Source organism: Clostridium sp. HV4-5-A1G (assembly GCF_900184915.1).
Taxonomy (GTDB): domain Bacteria; phylum Bacillota; class Clostridia; order Clostridiales; family Clostridiaceae; genus Clostridium_B; species Clostridium_B aromativorans.
In genome coordinates, this window is sequence record NZ_FXYI02000015.1 from 1 (window position 1) to 18,190 (window position 18,190).

The following is an 18,190-nucleotide window of genomic DNA, read 5'->3' on the forward strand; positions in this document are numbered from 1 at the left end:
TGCCAAAGAAAGCTGTTTATATGTTATCATAAATATGTAACTCCTTTCTGAGGTATAATGGTGATTTTGTTTCTTGACCAATTCAATTTTACCATAAATCAGTGAGGAGTTATTTTATTTTGCAGCAAGAAATATACCGCATTTATGCGGATTACAGCGTTTCGCAAACGCCTATAATCTGATATGTTTGAAAGGGGGAAAATTGGATGAATAAACAAAATAATTCTGTAAACAAAATTGTTGAACAAAATAATCAGTTACGCGAAAAATTGAGGGAGGAGAATAGAGAGTATTATGAACAGCTTCTGGTATACCTCCGCAGTGCCGGATTATTTTATGACGATTATGAGATAGAAAACTTATTACTGCAGATTTTGCAGGATATAATTTCTGCCCAGGAGGATGGACAATCTGCTGAAGAATTTTTTGGGAAAAGGCCCCAGCTGGCGGCGGATGAATTGATTCAGAACCTTGGTAAATCCAGCAGGAAAGAAACATTGAAATTGGTAGGTCTGGTTTTTGGCATAAGCTCCTTTTTTGAACTGCTGAGTGCATTGGCATCTCCGGATAAGGGAATAAACCTTCTCGTATTGATTATATACGGCCTGCTGAGCTTTTTATTTGTAGGAATTGTATTTTTTATAATACACAAGAGTATTTATACAAAAGTTATTAGAGGAAAGGTTGCTTCCTTTCTGTTTACATGGCTCATCTTCTCTTTGATGATTGGTTCATTTATATTGATTGAAATATTTATTCCACCACTGCTGACTGTACATTTGTCAAATTCTCTGGGAATTTTCATAATATCCATTTTGCTTATTGGCAGTGTTATTCTGGCATTTATCCGAAGTAAGCAGGATGGAAGGATGTGGTGGCCTTTTCTGCCTTTCATATGGATTTTAGGTCTTATTGGAATTGCTTCAAGGCTGCCCGTGACGGAAAACTGGATGTCAGGCAGTAATGGCAGAATTACTTCAGCAGTGTTGACTGGGGTTGGGTTCATTCTTTTCTGGGTATTGACTTATTTGTGCCTTAGAGAAAAGAAAGAGTAGTTATTTTTGCTAGGTTCTCCACTGTTGCCAACTGTGTAAACGAGAAGTTTGTCCTTCCCAAACAGGGGGAGCTCACATGAAAATTCACTTCAGGTGAACATGAATTGAGTGAAGGCGAGAAGAAGGAATTTCTGCAGTTTATCAGGGATAAATCGCTTCACATGGCAGAACTGATAACTTGTTTACTCCCAATTCGTGACGGCTTTTCATGGTTGTATTACCTCCTTGTATTTGATAATATTGTATTACATGCTGAAGTTGGCTCCATGTCAATAGGCAGGTGAATATATTTGAATTATCACATTGGAGAATTTTCTAAAAAAGTTGGGTTGAGTATTGATACATTACGATATTATGAAAAATTGGTATTTATAAGAAAAAGATTAAGGAGCAAGAGGTCAATAAATGAGGAAAAAGTTTTTTATAGTGTTTTTGTGTTTGATTTGTTTGACTGCTGCAGGGTTTGAACTTTTTACACATAGAAATATATTTCACGATAAAAATACAGCAAAGGTACAGAGTAAAAATACGGTTGATGAAAAAAAGCATGATACAATTGATGAAAAACTAAAGAAAACAATAGTATTTGAGAATTCGGATAAAGACGGAGATGGCATAAGGGATCAGGAAGATATACTTCTTGGAGCGAGAAAAGAAGCCCGTAAAAAAGTAAAATATAAAAGCGGGTATTATGTAGGCGGATACCCTTCGGAAAATGAAGGTGTGTGTACTGACCTGGTCTGGAGGGCTTTTAAGAATGCAGGGTATAATCTTAAGGATATGGTGGATGAGGACATAAAAAATAATCCTAGTAATTATGCAGGTGTTCTTAAAAGAATTGATCCGAATATAGATTTTAGGAGGGTGTCCGTTCTCTATATTTATTTTAAGAACCATGCAGCCAGTATCACTACTCAGCTGAAACCCAATGATTTTGAAAATCTGAAACAGTGGCAGCCGGGCGATATCCTGACTTTTGACAATAGCGAACACATAGCTGTAGTTTCCGACAAGAGAAGGGCAGACGGTATTCCATATATAATACACAGTGCACCGCCCTATGCCAGAGAAGGTAATGAAATCATGTACTGGATGCCTAGAATAACAGGTCATTTTAGATTTCCTAAATAAGTTATGTGAGAAAGAGGACTATTTTAATCCAGATCTTTTTTTGAATAACCGCAGCAGTGGGGAACAGGCAGGTCAGAATCATAAGCACTGCAGGCATCATGATAATAGCTGAGTTTATGGTCAATTAAACGTAGATTTTTCTTTAAAGAGTCTATTTGCTTTAGCACATTTTCTCTGTGCCTTAGGAGCATGTCATTGCGGGCATGTAGTGTATAATTCCCCTGATTCTGCCAGTCTGTAAACTGTTTTATATCTTTTATGCTCATTCCCGTATTTTTCAAACAACAGACTATAGAAAGCATTTCCAGGTCATCCTGAGTGAAAATACGGTTTCCCCATTTGTTTCTTCTGATGGAAGGCAGCAATCCTTCCCGATCATAATATCTTAGTGTATATGTGGTTAAGTTCATTTTTTTGGCTGCTTGGGAAATAGTGTATTCCAAATTAATCACCTCAAATCATGTTTTATCTTATTATTATACATCTTACAGTTAACTCTAAGGCAAATGCAAGAAAGGCATTATCTCCTTTTAAGGAGTGGGGGTATTAGCAAATGGCAGTCTTCGGATAAATAAATTTTTTGTTATATACTATTGACTTACAGCTATCTAAAAGGTTTATAGTTATAGTAATGAATATTTGAAAGAAGGTTATAGATTATGAAAGTTATAGCAATTAATGGAAGCCCGCGGAAGGATGGAAATACAAGTCAAGCTTTAAAGGTAATGGCAGATGAATTGCGAAATCAAAATATAGATGTTGAGATTATTCAGATTGGACATTTAAATATCCATGGATGTACAGCATGTGGATACTGTGTAACTTCTGAGAAAAACAGATGTGTTTTTAAAGATGATATTGTCAATGAAGCAGCAGAGAAAATGAGAGAGGCAGATGGATTTATTCTGGCATCACCTACCTATTATGCCGGAATTGCAGGAACCATGAAATCTTTTTTGGATAGAGTATTCTTTACAAGTTCAGGTTATTTTAAATTTAAAGTGGCAACTTCTATTTCTGTGGTAAGGCGTGCAGGAGGTGTGGATGTAGTACATCAGTTAAATAACTATCTCAATCTGGCGGAAACAATTTTACCACCATCTCAATATTGGACCTCAGCCTATGGTATGAATAAAGGTGAGGTTATGCAGGATGGCGAGGGAATACAGACACTTCGCAAAAACGCAAGGGCCATGGCATGGCTTCTCAAAGTAATTCATGATGGAAAGGAGAAATTTTCTCCACCTGATGATGAAGATCATATCATGACAAATTTTATTAGGTAAATTATGAAAGGATATAGTTGGTAATAAAATAGAAGTACAGATTAATGACAAACAGCGGGATAAATTGAGCCTGCTGTTTTGTTTTTAATTAGGTCAATGATTTTAAGGATCACAAGATAAAGGTGAAAATTCTATTACTTTAGTTCAATTTGCTTGTATTTTATAGTATACTAAAATTAATAGTAAAAAAGATACAATATACGAAAAAAAGTGTATTTGGAAGTCCTGCATTTTACATCATTTGTTCTTTGAAATTTACACTTTGAACTTTACATTTTAGCAAAGTATCCAGGGGGCACAATAGTGCTTATCACATCCACACTTTGAAAAGATTGGGCGTGGTACAGTGGCCTTTTGATCAATAAACATAACAGGGAGGATTAGATACATGTATTGTGTTAGAAAAGTAGACAAAGATATCTATTGGGTTGGTGGAAATGATAATCGCCTTGCCCTATTTGAAAATGTTCATCCAATTCCTGAAGGAATTTCCTATAACTCCTATATGCTTTTGGATGAGAAAACTGTACTCTTTGATACAGTGGATTGGGCGGTTTGCCGCCAGTTCCTTGAAAACATAGAGGCAGTTCTTAAAGACAGGACTTTAGATTACATGGTAGTCAATCACGTGGAACCGGATCATGCAGCTTGCATTGAAGAGGTTATTCTCCGCTATCCTGATGTAAAGATTATATGTACTAAAAAAGCTGCTGTATTTATGAGGCAGTTTGGTTTTGTTGCAGACAGAAAAGTAGAAGAGGTTAAAGAGGGAGACACCAAATCCTTTGGAAAACACAAGGTTATGTTTGTAACTGCTCCGATGGTACATTGGCCGGAAGTCATGGTTACCTATGATACCACAAATGGTGTATTATTTTCTGCCGATGCATTTGGTACCTTTGGAGCACTAGGTGGAAAATTATTTAATGATGAAGTGAACTTTGACAGAGATTGGATTGAAGACGCAAGAAGATATTATACAAATATCGTAGGCAAATATGGTTTTAATGTTCAGGCACTTTTGAAGAAAACCAGCAAGTTGGATATTAAGACTATTTGCCCGCTGCATGGTCCGGTATGGCGCAGCAATCTGGGATATTTTCTTGAAAAGTATGATAAGTGGAGCCGCTATGAACCTGAAGAAAAAGGTGTAATGATAGTTTATGCGTCAATGTACGGCAATACAGAGTCCGCTGCAAATAATCTGGCAGCCAGATTAGTGGAAAAGGGAATAAATAATGTGGTTATGTACGATGTTTCAAAAACCCATGTATCCTATTTGATTTCCGAAACATTTAAATACAGCCATGTGGTTCTTGCGTGTGTAACCTACAACATGAAAATTTACCCCCCAATGCTTGATTATCTGGAACATATGAAGGCGTTGAATCTTCAGAAGCGTACTTTTGCCCTTATAGAAAATGGTTCCTGGGCTCCTCAGTCGGGTAAATTGATGCGGGAATTTTTAAATGAAATGAAGGAAATGACTGTTTTAGATGATGAGATGTCATTGAGATCCAAAATGAAAGAGGATGATGCTGGTTCAATGGATGAGCTTGCTGACAGTATTATCAGGTCAATGAAATGATCTTAGAAGAACATCAATGTGCAATTAAGAAAATTATTGCGAAAAAATTATCAATATTTTAATTATGAAATATTTTCTGTAGTTTTAAATAAAATTTATTGCAGAACAATTATTAATGAACAATTTTTTTTAAATAATATCAAAACTCTAAAAATAAAAGGAATAGGAAGATAAAAAGTGTCAGATAGGTAGAATAAAATTTATTGCCATTTTAATGGAGATTTATGAGAAAAATGAGTCAAAATTAAGATTGTTAGGAAAAATGCTGAGGGCTATAATTAGTGTATAGGTTTTAGATTGATACTAAAGTAATATTATTTAATAAAAGGGAGGGGCATAAATGTTTTTTAAAACTACTGAACAACATGAAAATTTGAGAATGAAAATCAGAAAATTTGCTGAAGAGGAAGTTAAACCTATAGCATTCACACTGGATCAAGAGAATCAATTTCCAGATGAAATTGTTCATAAAATGACGGATATGGGAATTATGGGTATTCCATATCCAAAAGAATATGGAGGAGCTGGATTGGATGTAATCAGTTATGCTATAGCTGTAGAAGAGTTGTCAAGAATTGATGGCGGGGTAGGTGTAATTCTTTCTGCCCATACATCCTTGGGCACATATCCAATTGCCGCCTATGGAACTGAAGAACAAAAGCAAAAATACTTAGTCCCGCTGGCTAAAGGTGAAAAGCTTGGTGCATTTGGTTTGACTGAGGAAAATGCAGGTAGTGATGCTGGCGGCACAGAGACTACTGCTGTATTGGAAGGTGATCACTACATTTTAAATGGTGAAAAGATATTTATAACCAATGCAGGAAAAGCTGATGTTTATATAGTTTTTGCAGTTACTACTCCAAATATAGGTACTCACGGTATAAGTGCATTTATTGTGGAGAAAGGCTGGGAAGGCTTTAGTTTTGGAAAACATTATGATAAGATGGGTATTCGATCCTCAGCTACTGCAGAACTTGTTTTTAATAATGTAAAAGTACCTAAAGAAAATCTTTTAGGTAAGGAGGGTGAAGGCTTTAAGATCGCTATGTCTACTCTGGATGGAGGCCGTATTGGTATTGCAGCCCAAGCTCTCGGCATAGCACAGGGAGCATATGAGAATGCCTTAGAGTACTCGAAAGAAAGAATACAGTTTGGGAAACCAATCTGTCGACAGCAGGTCATTGCTTTTAAACTGGCGGATATGGCTACGAAGCTTAGAGCTTCCAGACTGCTTATTTACAGTGCGGCAGAGCTGAAGGGAAACCATGAACGTTACAGTGTGGAGGCTGCTATGGCAAAACAATACGCTTCGGATGCTTCACTTGAGATTGTCAATGATGCCCTTCAAATATTTGGAGGAAGCGGTTATATGAAAGGAATGGAGGTTGAACGCGCCTATAGAGACGCCAAAATCTGTACTATATATGAAGGAACCAATGAGATTCAGCGTGTGGTTATTGCCGCTCATATTGTTGGTAAAGCTCCTAAAGGCCAATCTGGAATTAAAACTTCTCAGCATGGACCAGCTACGGGTTATCGTAAGAAAATTGTTTTTAACAAGGGAACTTCCAAGGAAAAAGTTGATGCACTCGTAAAAGCTCTTAAGGAAGATGGATATGATTTTACAGTTGGAATTCCAATAGATACTCCTATAAATAAAGCAGAAAGAGTAGTAAGTATAGGCATGGGTGTAGGTAAAAGAGAAAATATGAAGCTTATAGAAGATTTAGCAGTACAAGCAGGTGCGGCTATAGGTTCTTCACGTCCAGTAGCTGAAACCCTTAAGTATGTACCACTGAATCGTTTTGTTGGTATGTCCGGTCAAAAATTCAAGGGAAATTTGTATATTGCCTGCGGTATTTCCGGTGCGGGTCAGCATTTAAAGGGCATAGTGGATGCTTCTACAATTGTTGCCATAAATATAGATCCTAATGCCAAAATCTTTAAAAATGCTGATTATGGTATAGTCGGAGACTTAGTAGAAATTGTGCCATTGCTTACTGCTGCACTGGATAATGGACAGCCTAAAAAGGAGGCACCGCCAATGAAGAAGATGAAGAGAGCAGTTCCTAAGAAAGTTGTTCCAAACTGGAAACATTATGTTTGTAATGGCTGCGGTTACGAATATGACCCAGCTGTGGGTGACCCTGAGGGTGAAATAAACCCGGGAACGCTTTTTGAAAATATACCGGAGGAATGGACTTGTCCTGCTTGTGGTGAAGAAAAAGGTGCATTTATAGAATGCTAAATTATAATTAATAAACAAAATAGGGAGGATTAAATACATGTATTGTGTTAGAAAAGTAGATGAAGATCTTTATTGGGTTGGAGGGAACGATAATCGTCTTGCCTTATTTGAAAATATTCATCCAATTCCAAGGGGAGTTTCCTATAACTCCTATGTGCTTTTGGATGAGAAGACTGTGCTCTTTGATACAGTGGATTGGGCAGTCTGCCGCCAGTTTCTTGAAAATATAAAAGCAGTTCTTAAAAATAGAACTTTAGATTACATGGTAATCAATCACGTGGAACCGGATCATGCGGCCTGCATTGAAGAGATACTTCTCCGCTATCCTGATGTAAAGATTATATGCACTGAAAAAGCTTTTATGTTTATGAATCAGTTTGGATTCAATTTAGATGAAAAAGTGGAAAAAGTTAAAGAAGGCGACACTAAGTCCTTTGGAAAACATAAAGTGGTGTTTGTAACTGCCCCGATGGTACATTGGCCGGAAGTCATGGTTACCTATGATGCTACAAATGGTGTATTGTTCTCTGCCGATGCATTTGGCAGCTTTGGCGCATTGGGTGGAAAGCTGTTTGATGATGAAACGGACTTTGACAGGGACTGGATTGATGATGCCAGGAGATATTATACAAATATTGTAGGTAAGTATGGACCTCATGTTCAGGCACTTTTGAAGAAAGCCAGCAAGCTGGATATTAAAACTATTTGTCCACTGCATGGTCCGGTATGGCGCAGTAATCTGGGATATTTTCTTGAGAAATATGATAAATGGAGCCGTTATGAACCGGAAGAAAAAGGTGTGATGATAGTTTATGCGACGATGTATGGCAATACGGAATCTGCTGCAAATAATCTGGCAACCAGATTAGTGGAAAAGGGAATGAATAATGTGGTTATGTACGATGTTTCAAAAACCCATGTATCCTATTTAATTTCCGAGACATTTAAATACAGCCATGTGGTTCTTGCGTGTGTAACCTACAATCTGAAAATTTATCCGCCAATGCTTGATTACCTGATGCATATGAAGGCGTTGAATCTTCAAAAGCGTACTTTTGCCCTTATAGAAAATGGTTCTTGGGCTCCTCAGTCGGGTAAATTGATGCATAAACTTCTGGAAGAGATGAAAGAGATGACTATTTTGGATAATGAAATATCATTGAGTTCCAGAATGAAAGAGGACGATGCCGGTTCAATGGATGAACTTGCTGACAGTATTATCAAGTCAATGAAATGATTTTAGAAAAATATCAGTGATTTTACAGTGCACCTCAAATGTTAAATAATAAGATAACATTTGAAGGTGCATTTTTTATGTCTGCATACCGGGATAAAAAAATGTTATTAATACAAAAAAGTAGATATAGTACAAAAATTCAAAAAAACTAGAGGATATTATGCAGTAAAATATTGTACTTTATGCCATGAAGAAGCTGATGTATTAAGTTAATATTAATATATAATATATCATTAAAAAGAAAAAACGTTTTCGCTAAAGTTTAGTTCTAAAAGAGGGGAGTTTTATTTATGTGCGAAGTTACAGAAGCGGCTAATGTACGTGCAATTGCTGCCAAGAAGAAACTATCATCACAATTTTTTAAAAAAGGCATATCAATTGCTTTATTTTCAGCTGTCATGTATGGATTCTATTCAGCATTTTTAACATTGGGTATGTCAAAGGGGATCTGGAGCGATTGGTATGGTGCTAATACAGCAGGCTTATCTGCTTTCGTCATTACATATCTACTAGGTGCACTTGGCAGTGCAGTGAATGATTCCTGCAGTGCTGTTTGGGCATTGCTTTATGCAAGTATTAAAGGTAAAATAGGGGATTTTTTTAGGTGTCTTAACACTACTCCAGGTCGTGTGATGATATTAGCTGCTCTTATAGGAGGTCCTATTTCCAGTACGGCTTATGTTGTAGGCCTTCAAATGGCAGGTTCAATTGTCATTCCTATTACTGCCCTTTGTCCAGCTATTGGTGCTATTTTAGGCAGAATTTTGTTTAAACAAGAATTAAACAAACGCATGATGCTGGGCATTGCTATTTGTGTTATTGCCAGTTTTATGATTGGCAGCACAAGTATTGGCGGAAGTGCACCAAAGGGTGCATTCTTAGGTGTTTGCATTGCTTTTATCGCTGCTCTTGGATGGGGATTTGAGGGTTGTGTTGCTGGTTATGGTACATCTATGATTGACTGTGAAATTGGTATTACTATTCGTCAGGTGACATCAGGTATCTCAAATTTGATTATATTGCTTCCTATTTTTGCTGCAATGGCAGGTAATATTAAACTTTCAGCTAATCTTGCTGGCCAGGCTTTTTCAAGCGGATCTGCCATGATTTGGTTTGCCTTAAGTGGTCTTTGTGCATTTGCATCATACATGTGCTGGTATAGAGGCAACAGTATGTGCGGTGCTGCTCTTGGCATGGCTTGTAATGGTACTTATTCATTTTGGGGACCTTTCTGCTGCTGGATAGTGCTTGGTGTATTTGGCGGTATGGAAGGTTGGGGATTACCTCCTATTGCCTGGATTGCCGCTATATTGATGATATTTGGTATTTTGGTAATATCCATGAACCCAATGGATTTATTCAGAAAAAAGGAGGTTAAGTAGTATGAAAAAACCGCTTAACTATGCTATTTTAAAATATTTTACGACAGTTAAAGAAGCTTGTGCAGAAGACGTTATTGAGGCTTTAAAAAGTGAGTATGGCAATTTTAAAGCACTTAAAAAGAAGGCTGTAGTCTTTGCACTAATGACTGCTGAAGCCAATGGACTCCTTGAAGAAACGAGATTTGAAATGGACAAAGAAGGTATTTTGAAAGTTTACTATAGAGCACCTGAAGAGGGTGCAGCTACAATTAATAAATATATTAAGGGTTGATAATTTGATATAGAAAGAGGGGGTTTATGAAGTGAGGTATTACGGAGAAGAAGCATTGGGGCTTGTTGAAACGATAGGTATGGTTCCTGCAGTTGAAGCAGCAGATAAGATGTTGAAAGCTGCTGATGTTGAGCTCATATCCTATGAAAATATAGGCTCTACTCTTGTCACAATTATGATAAAAGGTGATGTTGCTGCTGTTAAAGCATCTGTGGAAGCTGGAGCTGCCGCTGCCGCTGCAATAGGCAAATTGACAGCACACAATGTTATGCCGCGGCCCATTAAGGGTGTTGGGGATATTGTTTCGGTACATGATGTGGATGCATAAAAATAAAATGAGGGAAAGGGAATACAGATGGATAAATGCATAGCTTTAGGTCTAATAGAAACATTCGGTTTGGTTTTTGTTTTGGAAGCTGCAGATGCAATGTGTAAAGCTGCAGATGTTGAATTGATTGGTTATGAAAATGTAGCTTCCGGTTATATCTCCGTGCTGGTTCGTGGAGACGTAGGGGCATGTAAGACAGCTGTAGAGGCCGGTGTAAAAGCTGTAGAAAATATGGATGCCGAAGTCTATAGTTCAGTTGTTATTGCAAGTCCCCATCCAGATCTTGAAAAAATTATTGCACGTTATTCACTTGAAAATTTGCTTCCTCAATAGGCGGAAGATATAGCTGCATTATATGAAATGTAGAAGGCACAAAATTAAGATATTTGGTCAATAAATGATGAAAGGGAGAGTCAGAAATGAATATTATTGACAATGATTTGCTCTCCATACAAGAATCTAGAATTCTTGTGGAAAATGCAAGAGATGCACAAAAACTTCTGGCAGCTTTTCCTCAGGAAAAACTGGATGAGATTGTTGAGCGTATAGCGGAAGAAATAGGAAAGCATGCCTGTGAACTTGCCGTGATGTCCCAAGATGAAACTGATTATGGTAAATGGCAGGATAAATATGTAAAAAATCGATTTGTCAGTAAGTGCCTGCCAGCTAGGCTTAGAGGAATGCGTTGTGTGGGAATTATTGGTGAGGATAAACAGAACAAGACCATGGATGTAGGGGTGCCGATGGGTGTAATTATTGCATTATGTCCCGCGACTAGCCCAGTTTCTACCACTATTTACAAGGCTTTAATTGCAATCAAGTCTGGTAATGCAATTATTTTTTCTCCGCACCCCAGAGCAAAAAAAACAATTTGTAAAACGCTTGATATTATGATTCGTGCAGCAGAGGGTTATGGATTGCCGGAAGGTGCACTTGCCTATTTGCATACTGTGACGCACAGCGGGACGATTGCATTGATGAATCATGAGTCAACGTCATTGATTATGGATACGGGCGTTTCCAAAATGCTTAAGGCAGCTTATACATCAGGAAAGCCTGTTATCTACGGAGGAACCGGCAATGGGCCGGCGTTTATTGAGCGTACAGCTGATATTAAACAGGCGGTGAGAGATATTATTGCCAGCAAGACTTTTGACAATGGAATAGTGTCTGCGGCAGAACAATCAGTTGTTGTGGATAGCTGTATTGCAGCTGATGTTAAGCATGAATTTCAGAATAACGGCGGGTATTTTATGACAGAAGAAGAAACACAAAAACTTGGTTCTATTTTTTTTAGATACGATGGGAGTATGGATACAGAAATAGTAGGAAAATCAGCACAAAAATTAGCTAAGAAGGCAGGCTTTTGTGTTCCAAGTAGTGTGAAGGTATTGATCTCGGAACAGAAATATGTTTCCGAGAACAACCCTTATTCAAGAGAAAAACTTTGTCCTGTACTAGCTTATTATATTGAGGATGATTGGATGCATGCCTGTGAAAAATGTATTGAACTGCTTCTCAGCGAAAGACATGGACATACTCTTGTTATACACTCAAAAAATGAAGAAGTAATTAGACAGTTTGCATTGAAAAAGCCGGTGGGAAGGATACTTGTTAATACGCCTGCTTCCTTTGGCAGCATGGGTGTTACAACTAATTTGTTTCCTGCTTTGACTCTGGGCAGCGGATCCATGGGTAAGGGCATGACTTCTGATAATGTTTCACCGATGAATCTCATCTATATCCGCAAAGTCGGTTATGGTGTAAGAAAAGTAGGAGAAGTTACTGGCAGAGTGATACCAGAAGGAAAAACCTGTATGGGTAATGAAGCAAGACCCCTGGATTATAATCCGGAGGATGTACAGATGCTTCAGCACATTTTAAAAAAAGCTATAGAAGAGATTAAGTAATGCATAGACAGATGTATATAAACTACAGATGGAAAAATCAGATAACTGAATCTGAAATAATTATAAAAGAAGAGAGGTAAGTATTTTGGATATTCGTGAATTTTCAAGTAAATTTGCAGAAGCAACTAAAAATATGTCTGCAAATGAACAAGTTGCTTTATTGAAAATATTTGAGGGTGTTTCGAAAGAAATCACAAAAGAAGATGAAAGTTCTGCTTCTAATTCTCAAACATGTTGTAGCGATGATAAGGGAGTCCCCAATGGAATGACAGGGCGTTTGAAAAAACTTAAGGAAAATTATTTGAAGCAAAAACCTTCCATAACCACATATCGTGCCAGAGCAATAACTAAAATTGCCAAAGAAAATCCTGGTATGCCTAAAATTTTACTGCGTGCCAAATGCTTCCGCCACTGTTGTGAAACTGCACCACTTGTAATTCAAGATAATGAACTTATTGTAGGAGCACCTTGTGGAGCACCTCGTGCAGGAGCCTTTTCTCCCGACATATCCTGGAGATGGCTGGCGGACGAAATTGATACCATTGGAACACGCCCTCAAGATCCATTTTATATTTCCGAAGAAGATAAAAAGATTATGCGTGAAGAGCTTTTCCCTTTCTGGAAGGGTAAATCCGTTGATGAATACTGTGAAGATCAGTATCGTGAAGCGGGAGTATGGGAACTTTCAGGTGAATCCTTTGTTTCAGATTGTTCTTACCATGCAGTCAATGGCGGCGGCGATTCAAATCCTGGATACGATGTGATCCTGATGAAAAAGGGTATGAAGGATATTCAGGAAGAAGCGAAGGAGCATTTAAAAAAACTGGATTATGAAAATCCGGAGGACATTGACAAGATCTATTTTTACAAATCCGTTATCGACACTACTGAAGGGGTTATGATTTATGCTAAGCGTATGTCTGATTATGCGGCTGAACTGGCTGTAAAGGAAATGGATCCTAAACGTAAAGAGGAACTGCAGAAGATTTCTGAAGTCAATGCATGGGTACCCGCACACAAACCCCGTACTTTCTGGGAAGCAATTCAATCTGTATGGACTATTGAATCACTGTTGGTAGTTGAAGAAAATCAGACTGGAATGTCTATTGGACGTGTGGATCAGTATATGTATCCATTTTACAAAGCAGATATGGAGCAGGGACGTATGAATAGTTTTCAGGCATTTGAGCTCGCGGGCTGTATGCTTATAAAAATGTCTGAAATGATGTGGATTACCAGTGAAAGCAGCTCCAAGTTCTTTGCAGGCTATCAGCCATTTGTCAATATGTGTGTAGGCGGTGTTACCCGTGATGGCCTTGATGCTACAAATGATTTGACTTACCTGCTGATGGATGCTGTCCGCCATGTCAAGGTTTATCAGCCGTCTCTGGCATGCCGTATTCACAACAAGTCGCCTAGAAAGTATTTGAAAAAAATTGTAGATGTTATTCGTGCAGGTATAGGATTCCCAGCTTGTCATTTTGATGATACACATATTAAGATGATGCTGGCAAAGGGAGTATCCATAGAAGATGCCAGGGACTACTGCATAATGGGATGTGTAGAGCCTCAAAAGGCCGGTCGGCTGTATCAGTGGACTTCTACTTCTTACACCCAGTGGCCTATTTGTATTGAATTGGTTCTAAACCACGGTGTTCCTCTGTGGTATGGCAAGCAGGTTTGTCCTGATATGGGAGAGTTGAACAGGTTTAAGAATTATGAAGAATTCGACAAAGCTGTTAAGGAAGAGATCAAATATATTACGAAGTGGACTGATGTTGCTACAGTTATTTCTCAACGTGTCCACAGAGATCTAGCTCCAAAGCCATTGATGTCTATCATGTATGAAGGCTGTATGGAGCATGGTAAAGATGTTTCTGCCGGTGGTGCTATGTACAACTTTGGACCTGGCGTTGTATGGACTGGCTTGGCTACTTATACAGATTCCATGGCCGCTATCAAAAAGCTGGTATTTGATGATAAAAAATATACACTACAGCAGTTAAATGAAGCGCTGAAAGCTGATTTTGTAGGATACGAACAGGTTAGAAACGATTGTATGAAAGCTCCTAAGTACGGCAATGATGATGATTATGTAGATCTGATTGCTGCGGATTTGATCAACTTTACGGAAATGGAACACCGCAAGTATAAGACACTGTACTCTGTCCTGAGTCATGGAACTTTATCCATATCCAATAATACACCGTTTGGACAAATGACAGGTGCATCTGCCAGTGGACGTAAAGCCTGGACGCCATTGTCCGATGGCATCAGCCCATCACAGGGTGCAGATTATAAGGGACCAACTGCTATTATCAAATCTGTTTCCAAAATGTCCTGTGACAACATGAATATAGGTATGGTCCATAACTTTAAGCTTATGGCAGGGCTGCTTGATACACCGGAGGGTGAGGAGGGCATTATCACGCTTTTGCGTACTGCATGTCTTTTTGGTAATGGACAGATGCAGTTCAATTACCTGGATAATAAAACGTTAGTTGAAGCACAAAAACATCCTGAACAGTATCGTGATTTAATTGTCCGTGTAGCAGGTTACAGTGCATTTTTCGTTGAGCTGTGCAAAGATGTTCAAGATGAGATTATAAGTAGGACTATGCTGACACATTTTTAAGTGTAGTATACCGTTGGATTTAAATTGATTTATCTGTTCCCATGTCTTTCTACGAACTGTGACAGAGAGGATGGGTGTAGTTAAATTGTTCAGTTGAATATTAAAATGAGTCAAACAGGAGAATGGTTGGTATGAGTGATAGGAAGGGAGCAATAACTGAAAGAAAAGCGTTCATTTTCAATGTGCAAAAATACAATATGTATGATGGGCCGGGAGTAAGAACACTGGTGTTTTTCAAGGGATGTCCACTGCGCTGCAGATGGTGTGCGAATCCTGAAGGACTGGAACGAAAATATCAAGTTATGTTTAAAAGAAATTCTTGTATTGATTGTGGTGCCTGTGTTTCGGTGTGTCCAGTTGGAATACATACCATTTCAGAAAAATTGAAGCATGAGGTCAATCATAGTATTGATTGCCTGGGATGTCGTAAGTGTGAGAATGTATGTCCTCAGTCTGCATTATCTGTTATGGGAGAAGTAAAAACTGTTTCCGAACTTATGGAAATCATTGAGGAAGATAGGAGATTTTATGATGTTTCAGGCGGGGGTGTCACGCTGGGAGGCGGCGAGGTAACCATGCAGTGGGAATTTGCTGCAAGTCTGCTTATGGCATGTAAGCAGGAGGGAATCAATACTGCTATTGAAACCTGCGGCTATGCAAAACTGGAATCAATGCTTAAAATTGCTGAATTTTTGGATTTGTTTCTTTTTGATATAAAGCATATCGATTCTGAACGACACTATCAGCTTACGGGAGTTCACAATGAGCGGATTTTAAATAACCTAAAAGAACTTCTTCATCGCAGGTACAATGTAAAGGTCAGAATGCCTTTATTGAAAGGTATAAATGATAGTCAAAATGAAATTGAGAGTGTAATTGATTTTTTGATGCCTTTCCGCGATTATAAGAATTTTAAAGGTATAGATCTGCTTCCCTATCACAAATTAGGGGTAAATAAGTATGTACAGCTGGGCAGAGAGTATCCAATAAAGGGCGATCCAAGCTTGAGTAGTGATGAATTGGACAGAATTGAGAGTTGGATTAAAAAATATGAATTCCCGGTTGCAGTTATAAAGCATTGATGAGTTGTTGAAATAAAAAATAAATGGAGATGAAATTTACAACCGCTCCTATTACAAGAACATGAAAAGGAAGAGAATAATGATAATCGGACCCACGAATTGTGGGAAGACCACCTTGGCAAATGCGTTGAATGACTATAGGGGTCCATTGAGAAAAGCACAGGATATTATTTATGGGAAAAATACTATAGATGTTCCAGGTTCTTATATTGAAAATACATGGATGTACAAGCATATAATTGCAGCTGCCCAGGATGCATCGCATGTTTTGATGTTAATTGACCAGTCAAGGTGTGTTAATGTGTATTCCCCTGGTTTTGCCAAAGCATTTAGATGTCCTGTAGTTGGTGTAATTACCAAAGTTGATTTGATGGCAGAAAATGAAGAATTCTGCTTTAAACAGTTAAAACAGATAGGAATTGTAGAACCTTACTATAAAATCAGTGTCCCTAGTAGGATAGGTATTGATGCTTTAAAAGAGTATTTATTTTTTAAAAAGAAGTAAAGGGGGATTGAAATGAAATTTATTACCGAAATTGATTTGAGGGATTTATATAGAAAAGAACCTTTTACAGATTATAAGATTGAACCGGGGACAAGGCTTACGCCGGGAGCACGTCAATTTTTGGCAGATAGGGGAATAAATAAATTTGACAATGGTTCTTATGCAAAAAAAAATGATGTAAATAAAAGGCATCTATCTGAGCTGCCAAAAAAACAAGATGATTGGAAAAAAAAGAAACTCCGCAGCAGAATGAAGTCAGTAGAGGCATTATTTTTTGTCACAGAGGAAGAATTTTTAAGCAGAGATGTCTTTTTGGCACAGAGCATTATTGATCTGGGTAAACAATTTACTAAAATTAAGAATGCTCTGGATAGTAAAAGCCCCATTGAAGATCTTTGCCTTAAGGAATGTACGGGAATAAATGCTGATAATTTTTCTAATGATTTAGATGATTGTTTTGAGATTACTGATTTCCATGTGCAGTTGAAAAATGGCAGGGATATTATAATCTTGCATAGGCTGCGCTGTGCCCTTAGGGAAATTGAACCGGTTGTTTTAGAAGCTTATGAAGACAGTGATGATGGAAATGAATTGCTGTATAAAGATATTATTGGGAAAGTTAATCAGATTATCAATGCCTTGTCCCAAAGGATTTGTTCTATTTTTGGAGGTAAAAAATGTCAGAGAAAAAATTGACTTTTAAATTTTGCGATAAGCTTGTAGATGATTTTGAACATGTAGTAAAACATCCTATTGTGGATAAATCGTCTGTTTATTATACGGGAGTTGATTTAGGAACTGCCTGTGTTGTTTTAGCAGTTCTAGATGAAAACTATAGGCCGGTAGCAGGCGATTATAGATATGCTGATGTAGTTCGCGATGGTATGGTTGTAGATTATATTGGTGCAATTAATATTGTCAGGGAAATGAAACGGGGAATCGAGGAAAAATTGGGTACAGAATTGATTTATGGTGCTGCAGCCATTCCACCTGGAACAGATGAACTGGATTCGGGGGCAGTTAGAAATGTGGTTCAGGCTGCTGGCTTTGAATTGACTAACGTGCTTGATGAACCTACAGCTGCCAATAAAGTACTCAAAATCAAGAATGGTGCAGTGGTAGATATTGGCGGTGGAACCACGGGAATTTCGATTCTTAAGGATGGAAAAGTTGTGTACATTGCTGATGAACCCACAGGTGGTACTCAACTTTCTCTGGTCGTATCCGGTGCATACAACATGCCTTTTGAGAAAGCGGAACTTTACAAACGTAATTCTGAAAATCATAAGGAACTGCTGCCGGTATTAAAGCCAGTAGTTGAAAAAATTTCGTCTATTATTAACCATCACATCAAAGGTTATGATGTACAGGAAATATCCCTGGTAGGAGGGACATGCTGCTTGACAGGTATTGAAAAAATTATAGAAAAGCAGACGGGGATTTTTACTCATAAACCACATAATCCAATGTTTGTGACTCCCTTGGGTATAGCACTTAGCTGTAGACAGGAAGGTATGTAATAGGAGATGGTT

The 18,190-nt window shown here is 38.0% G+C and carries 18 protein-coding genes and 1 pseudogene; 18 read left to right on the forward strand and 1 reads right to left on the reverse strand.

The features are described from left to right. Positions 1–206 precede the first annotated feature (206 nt). The 4 genes and pseudogenes from J5G60_RS03100 (at position 207) to J5G60_RS03115 (ending at position 2,186) form a co-directional block, all read left to right on the forward strand. Complete coding sequence (locus tag J5G60_RS03100) at positions 207–1,055, forward strand: DUF1129 family protein (protein ID WP_150356883.1); 849 nt, start codon at positions 207–209, stop codon at positions 1,053–1,055. A gap of 104 nt (positions 1,056–1,159) precedes the next feature. After that, positions 1,160–1,339 (forward strand): hypothetical protein, encoded by a 180-nt coding sequence (locus tag J5G60_RS03105; protein ID WP_150356882.1) that lies wholly within the window; start codon positions 1,160–1,162, stop codon positions 1,337–1,339. A 6-nt stretch (positions 1,340–1,345) separates the two neighbouring features. Beyond that, a pseudogene (locus J5G60_RS19150) lies at positions 1,346–1,421 on the forward strand (MerR family DNA-binding transcriptional regulator); the annotation flags it as partial. A gap of 39 nt (positions 1,422–1,460) precedes the next feature. Further along, entirely contained in the window at positions 1,461–2,186 is a 726-nt protein-coding gene (locus tag J5G60_RS03115) for a DUF1287 domain-containing protein (protein ID WP_150356881.1), read from the forward strand. A 23-nt stretch (positions 2,187–2,209) separates the two neighbouring features. On the opposite strand, the gene J5G60_RS03120 is transcribed toward J5G60_RS03115, so the two are convergent. Beyond that, on the reverse strand, positions 2,210–2,629 hold the full coding sequence (locus J5G60_RS03120; RefSeq protein ID WP_150356880.1) for a MerR family transcriptional regulator: 420 nt from the start codon (positions 2,627–2,629) through the stop codon (positions 2,210–2,212). Between the two features lie 216 nt (positions 2,630–2,845). Between J5G60_RS03120 and J5G60_RS03125 the strand changes: the two genes are divergently transcribed. The 14 genes from J5G60_RS03125 to eutJ all read left to right on the forward strand — a co-directional run bounded on the left by J5G60_RS03125 (position 2,846) and on the right by eutJ (position 18,178). Then, complete coding sequence (locus J5G60_RS03125; protein WP_150356879.1) at positions 2,846–3,472, forward strand: flavodoxin family protein; 627 nt, start codon at positions 2,846–2,848, stop codon at positions 3,470–3,472. Positions 3,473–3,860: 388 nt separating this feature from the next. Further along, positions 3,861–5,060: an FprA family A-type flavoprotein gene (locus J5G60_RS03130; RefSeq protein ID WP_150356878.1), complete on the forward strand. Its 1,200-nt coding sequence runs from the start codon at positions 3,861–3,863 to the stop codon at positions 5,058–5,060. A gap of 340 nt (positions 5,061–5,400) precedes the next feature. Continuing rightward, positions 5,401–7,308, forward strand: coding sequence for an acyl-CoA dehydrogenase family protein (locus tag J5G60_RS03135; RefSeq protein WP_150356877.1), 1,908 nt, complete (start codon positions 5,401–5,403; stop codon positions 7,306–7,308). Between the two features lie 37 nt (positions 7,309–7,345). Further along, entirely contained in the window at positions 7,346–8,545 is a 1,200-nt protein-coding gene (locus tag J5G60_RS03140; RefSeq protein WP_150356876.1) for an FprA family A-type flavoprotein, read from the forward strand. Between the two features lie 290 nt (positions 8,546–8,835). Beyond that, complete coding sequence (locus J5G60_RS03145) at positions 8,836–9,927, forward strand: hypothetical protein (RefSeq protein WP_150356875.1); 1,092 nt, start codon at positions 8,836–8,838, stop codon at positions 9,925–9,927. Position 9,928: 1 nt separating this feature from the next. Then, positions 9,929–10,198: a hypothetical protein gene (locus tag J5G60_RS03150; protein WP_150356874.1), complete on the forward strand. Its 270-nt coding sequence runs from the start codon at positions 9,929–9,931 to the stop codon at positions 10,196–10,198. A gap of 31 nt (positions 10,199–10,229) precedes the next feature. Continuing rightward, a complete protein-coding gene (locus tag J5G60_RS03155) occupies positions 10,230–10,526 on the forward strand; it encodes a BMC domain-containing protein (RefSeq protein ID WP_150356873.1) in 297 nt (98 codons plus the stop codon). Positions 10,527–10,553: 27 nt separating this feature from the next. After that, positions 10,554–10,859 (forward strand): BMC domain-containing protein, encoded by a 306-nt coding sequence (locus tag J5G60_RS03160; RefSeq protein WP_150356872.1) that lies wholly within the window; start codon positions 10,554–10,556, stop codon positions 10,857–10,859. Between the two features lie 86 nt (positions 10,860–10,945). Next, positions 10,946–12,436: an aldehyde dehydrogenase family protein gene (locus tag J5G60_RS03165; protein WP_150356871.1), complete on the forward strand. Its 1,491-nt coding sequence runs from the start codon at positions 10,946–10,948 to the stop codon at positions 12,434–12,436. An 85-nt stretch (positions 12,437–12,521) separates the two neighbouring features. After that, positions 12,522–15,071 (forward strand): choline trimethylamine-lyase, encoded by a 2,550-nt coding sequence (gene cutC, locus J5G60_RS03170; RefSeq protein ID WP_150356870.1) that lies wholly within the window; start codon positions 12,522–12,524, stop codon positions 15,069–15,071. 131 nt (positions 15,072–15,202) lie between these two features. Then, positions 15,203–16,153: a choline TMA-lyase-activating enzyme gene (cutD, locus tag J5G60_RS03175; protein WP_150356869.1), complete on the forward strand. Its 951-nt coding sequence runs from the start codon at positions 15,203–15,205 to the stop codon at positions 16,151–16,153. A 61-nt stretch (positions 16,154–16,214) separates the two neighbouring features. Next, complete coding sequence (locus J5G60_RS03180; RefSeq protein ID WP_150356868.1) at positions 16,215–16,658, forward strand: EutP/PduV family microcompartment system protein; 444 nt, start codon at positions 16,215–16,217, stop codon at positions 16,656–16,658. 12 nt (positions 16,659–16,670) lie between these two features. Then, positions 16,671–17,354: an ethanolamine utilization protein gene (locus J5G60_RS03185; RefSeq protein WP_150356867.1), complete on the forward strand. Its 684-nt coding sequence runs from the start codon at positions 16,671–16,673 to the stop codon at positions 17,352–17,354. Then, entirely contained in the window at positions 17,336–18,178 is an 843-nt protein-coding gene (gene eutJ / locus J5G60_RS03190) for an ethanolamine utilization protein EutJ (protein ID WP_150356866.1), read from the forward strand. The genes J5G60_RS03185 and eutJ overlap by 19 nt, the downstream gene beginning before the upstream one ends. Positions 18,179–18,190: the final 12 nt, after the last annotated feature.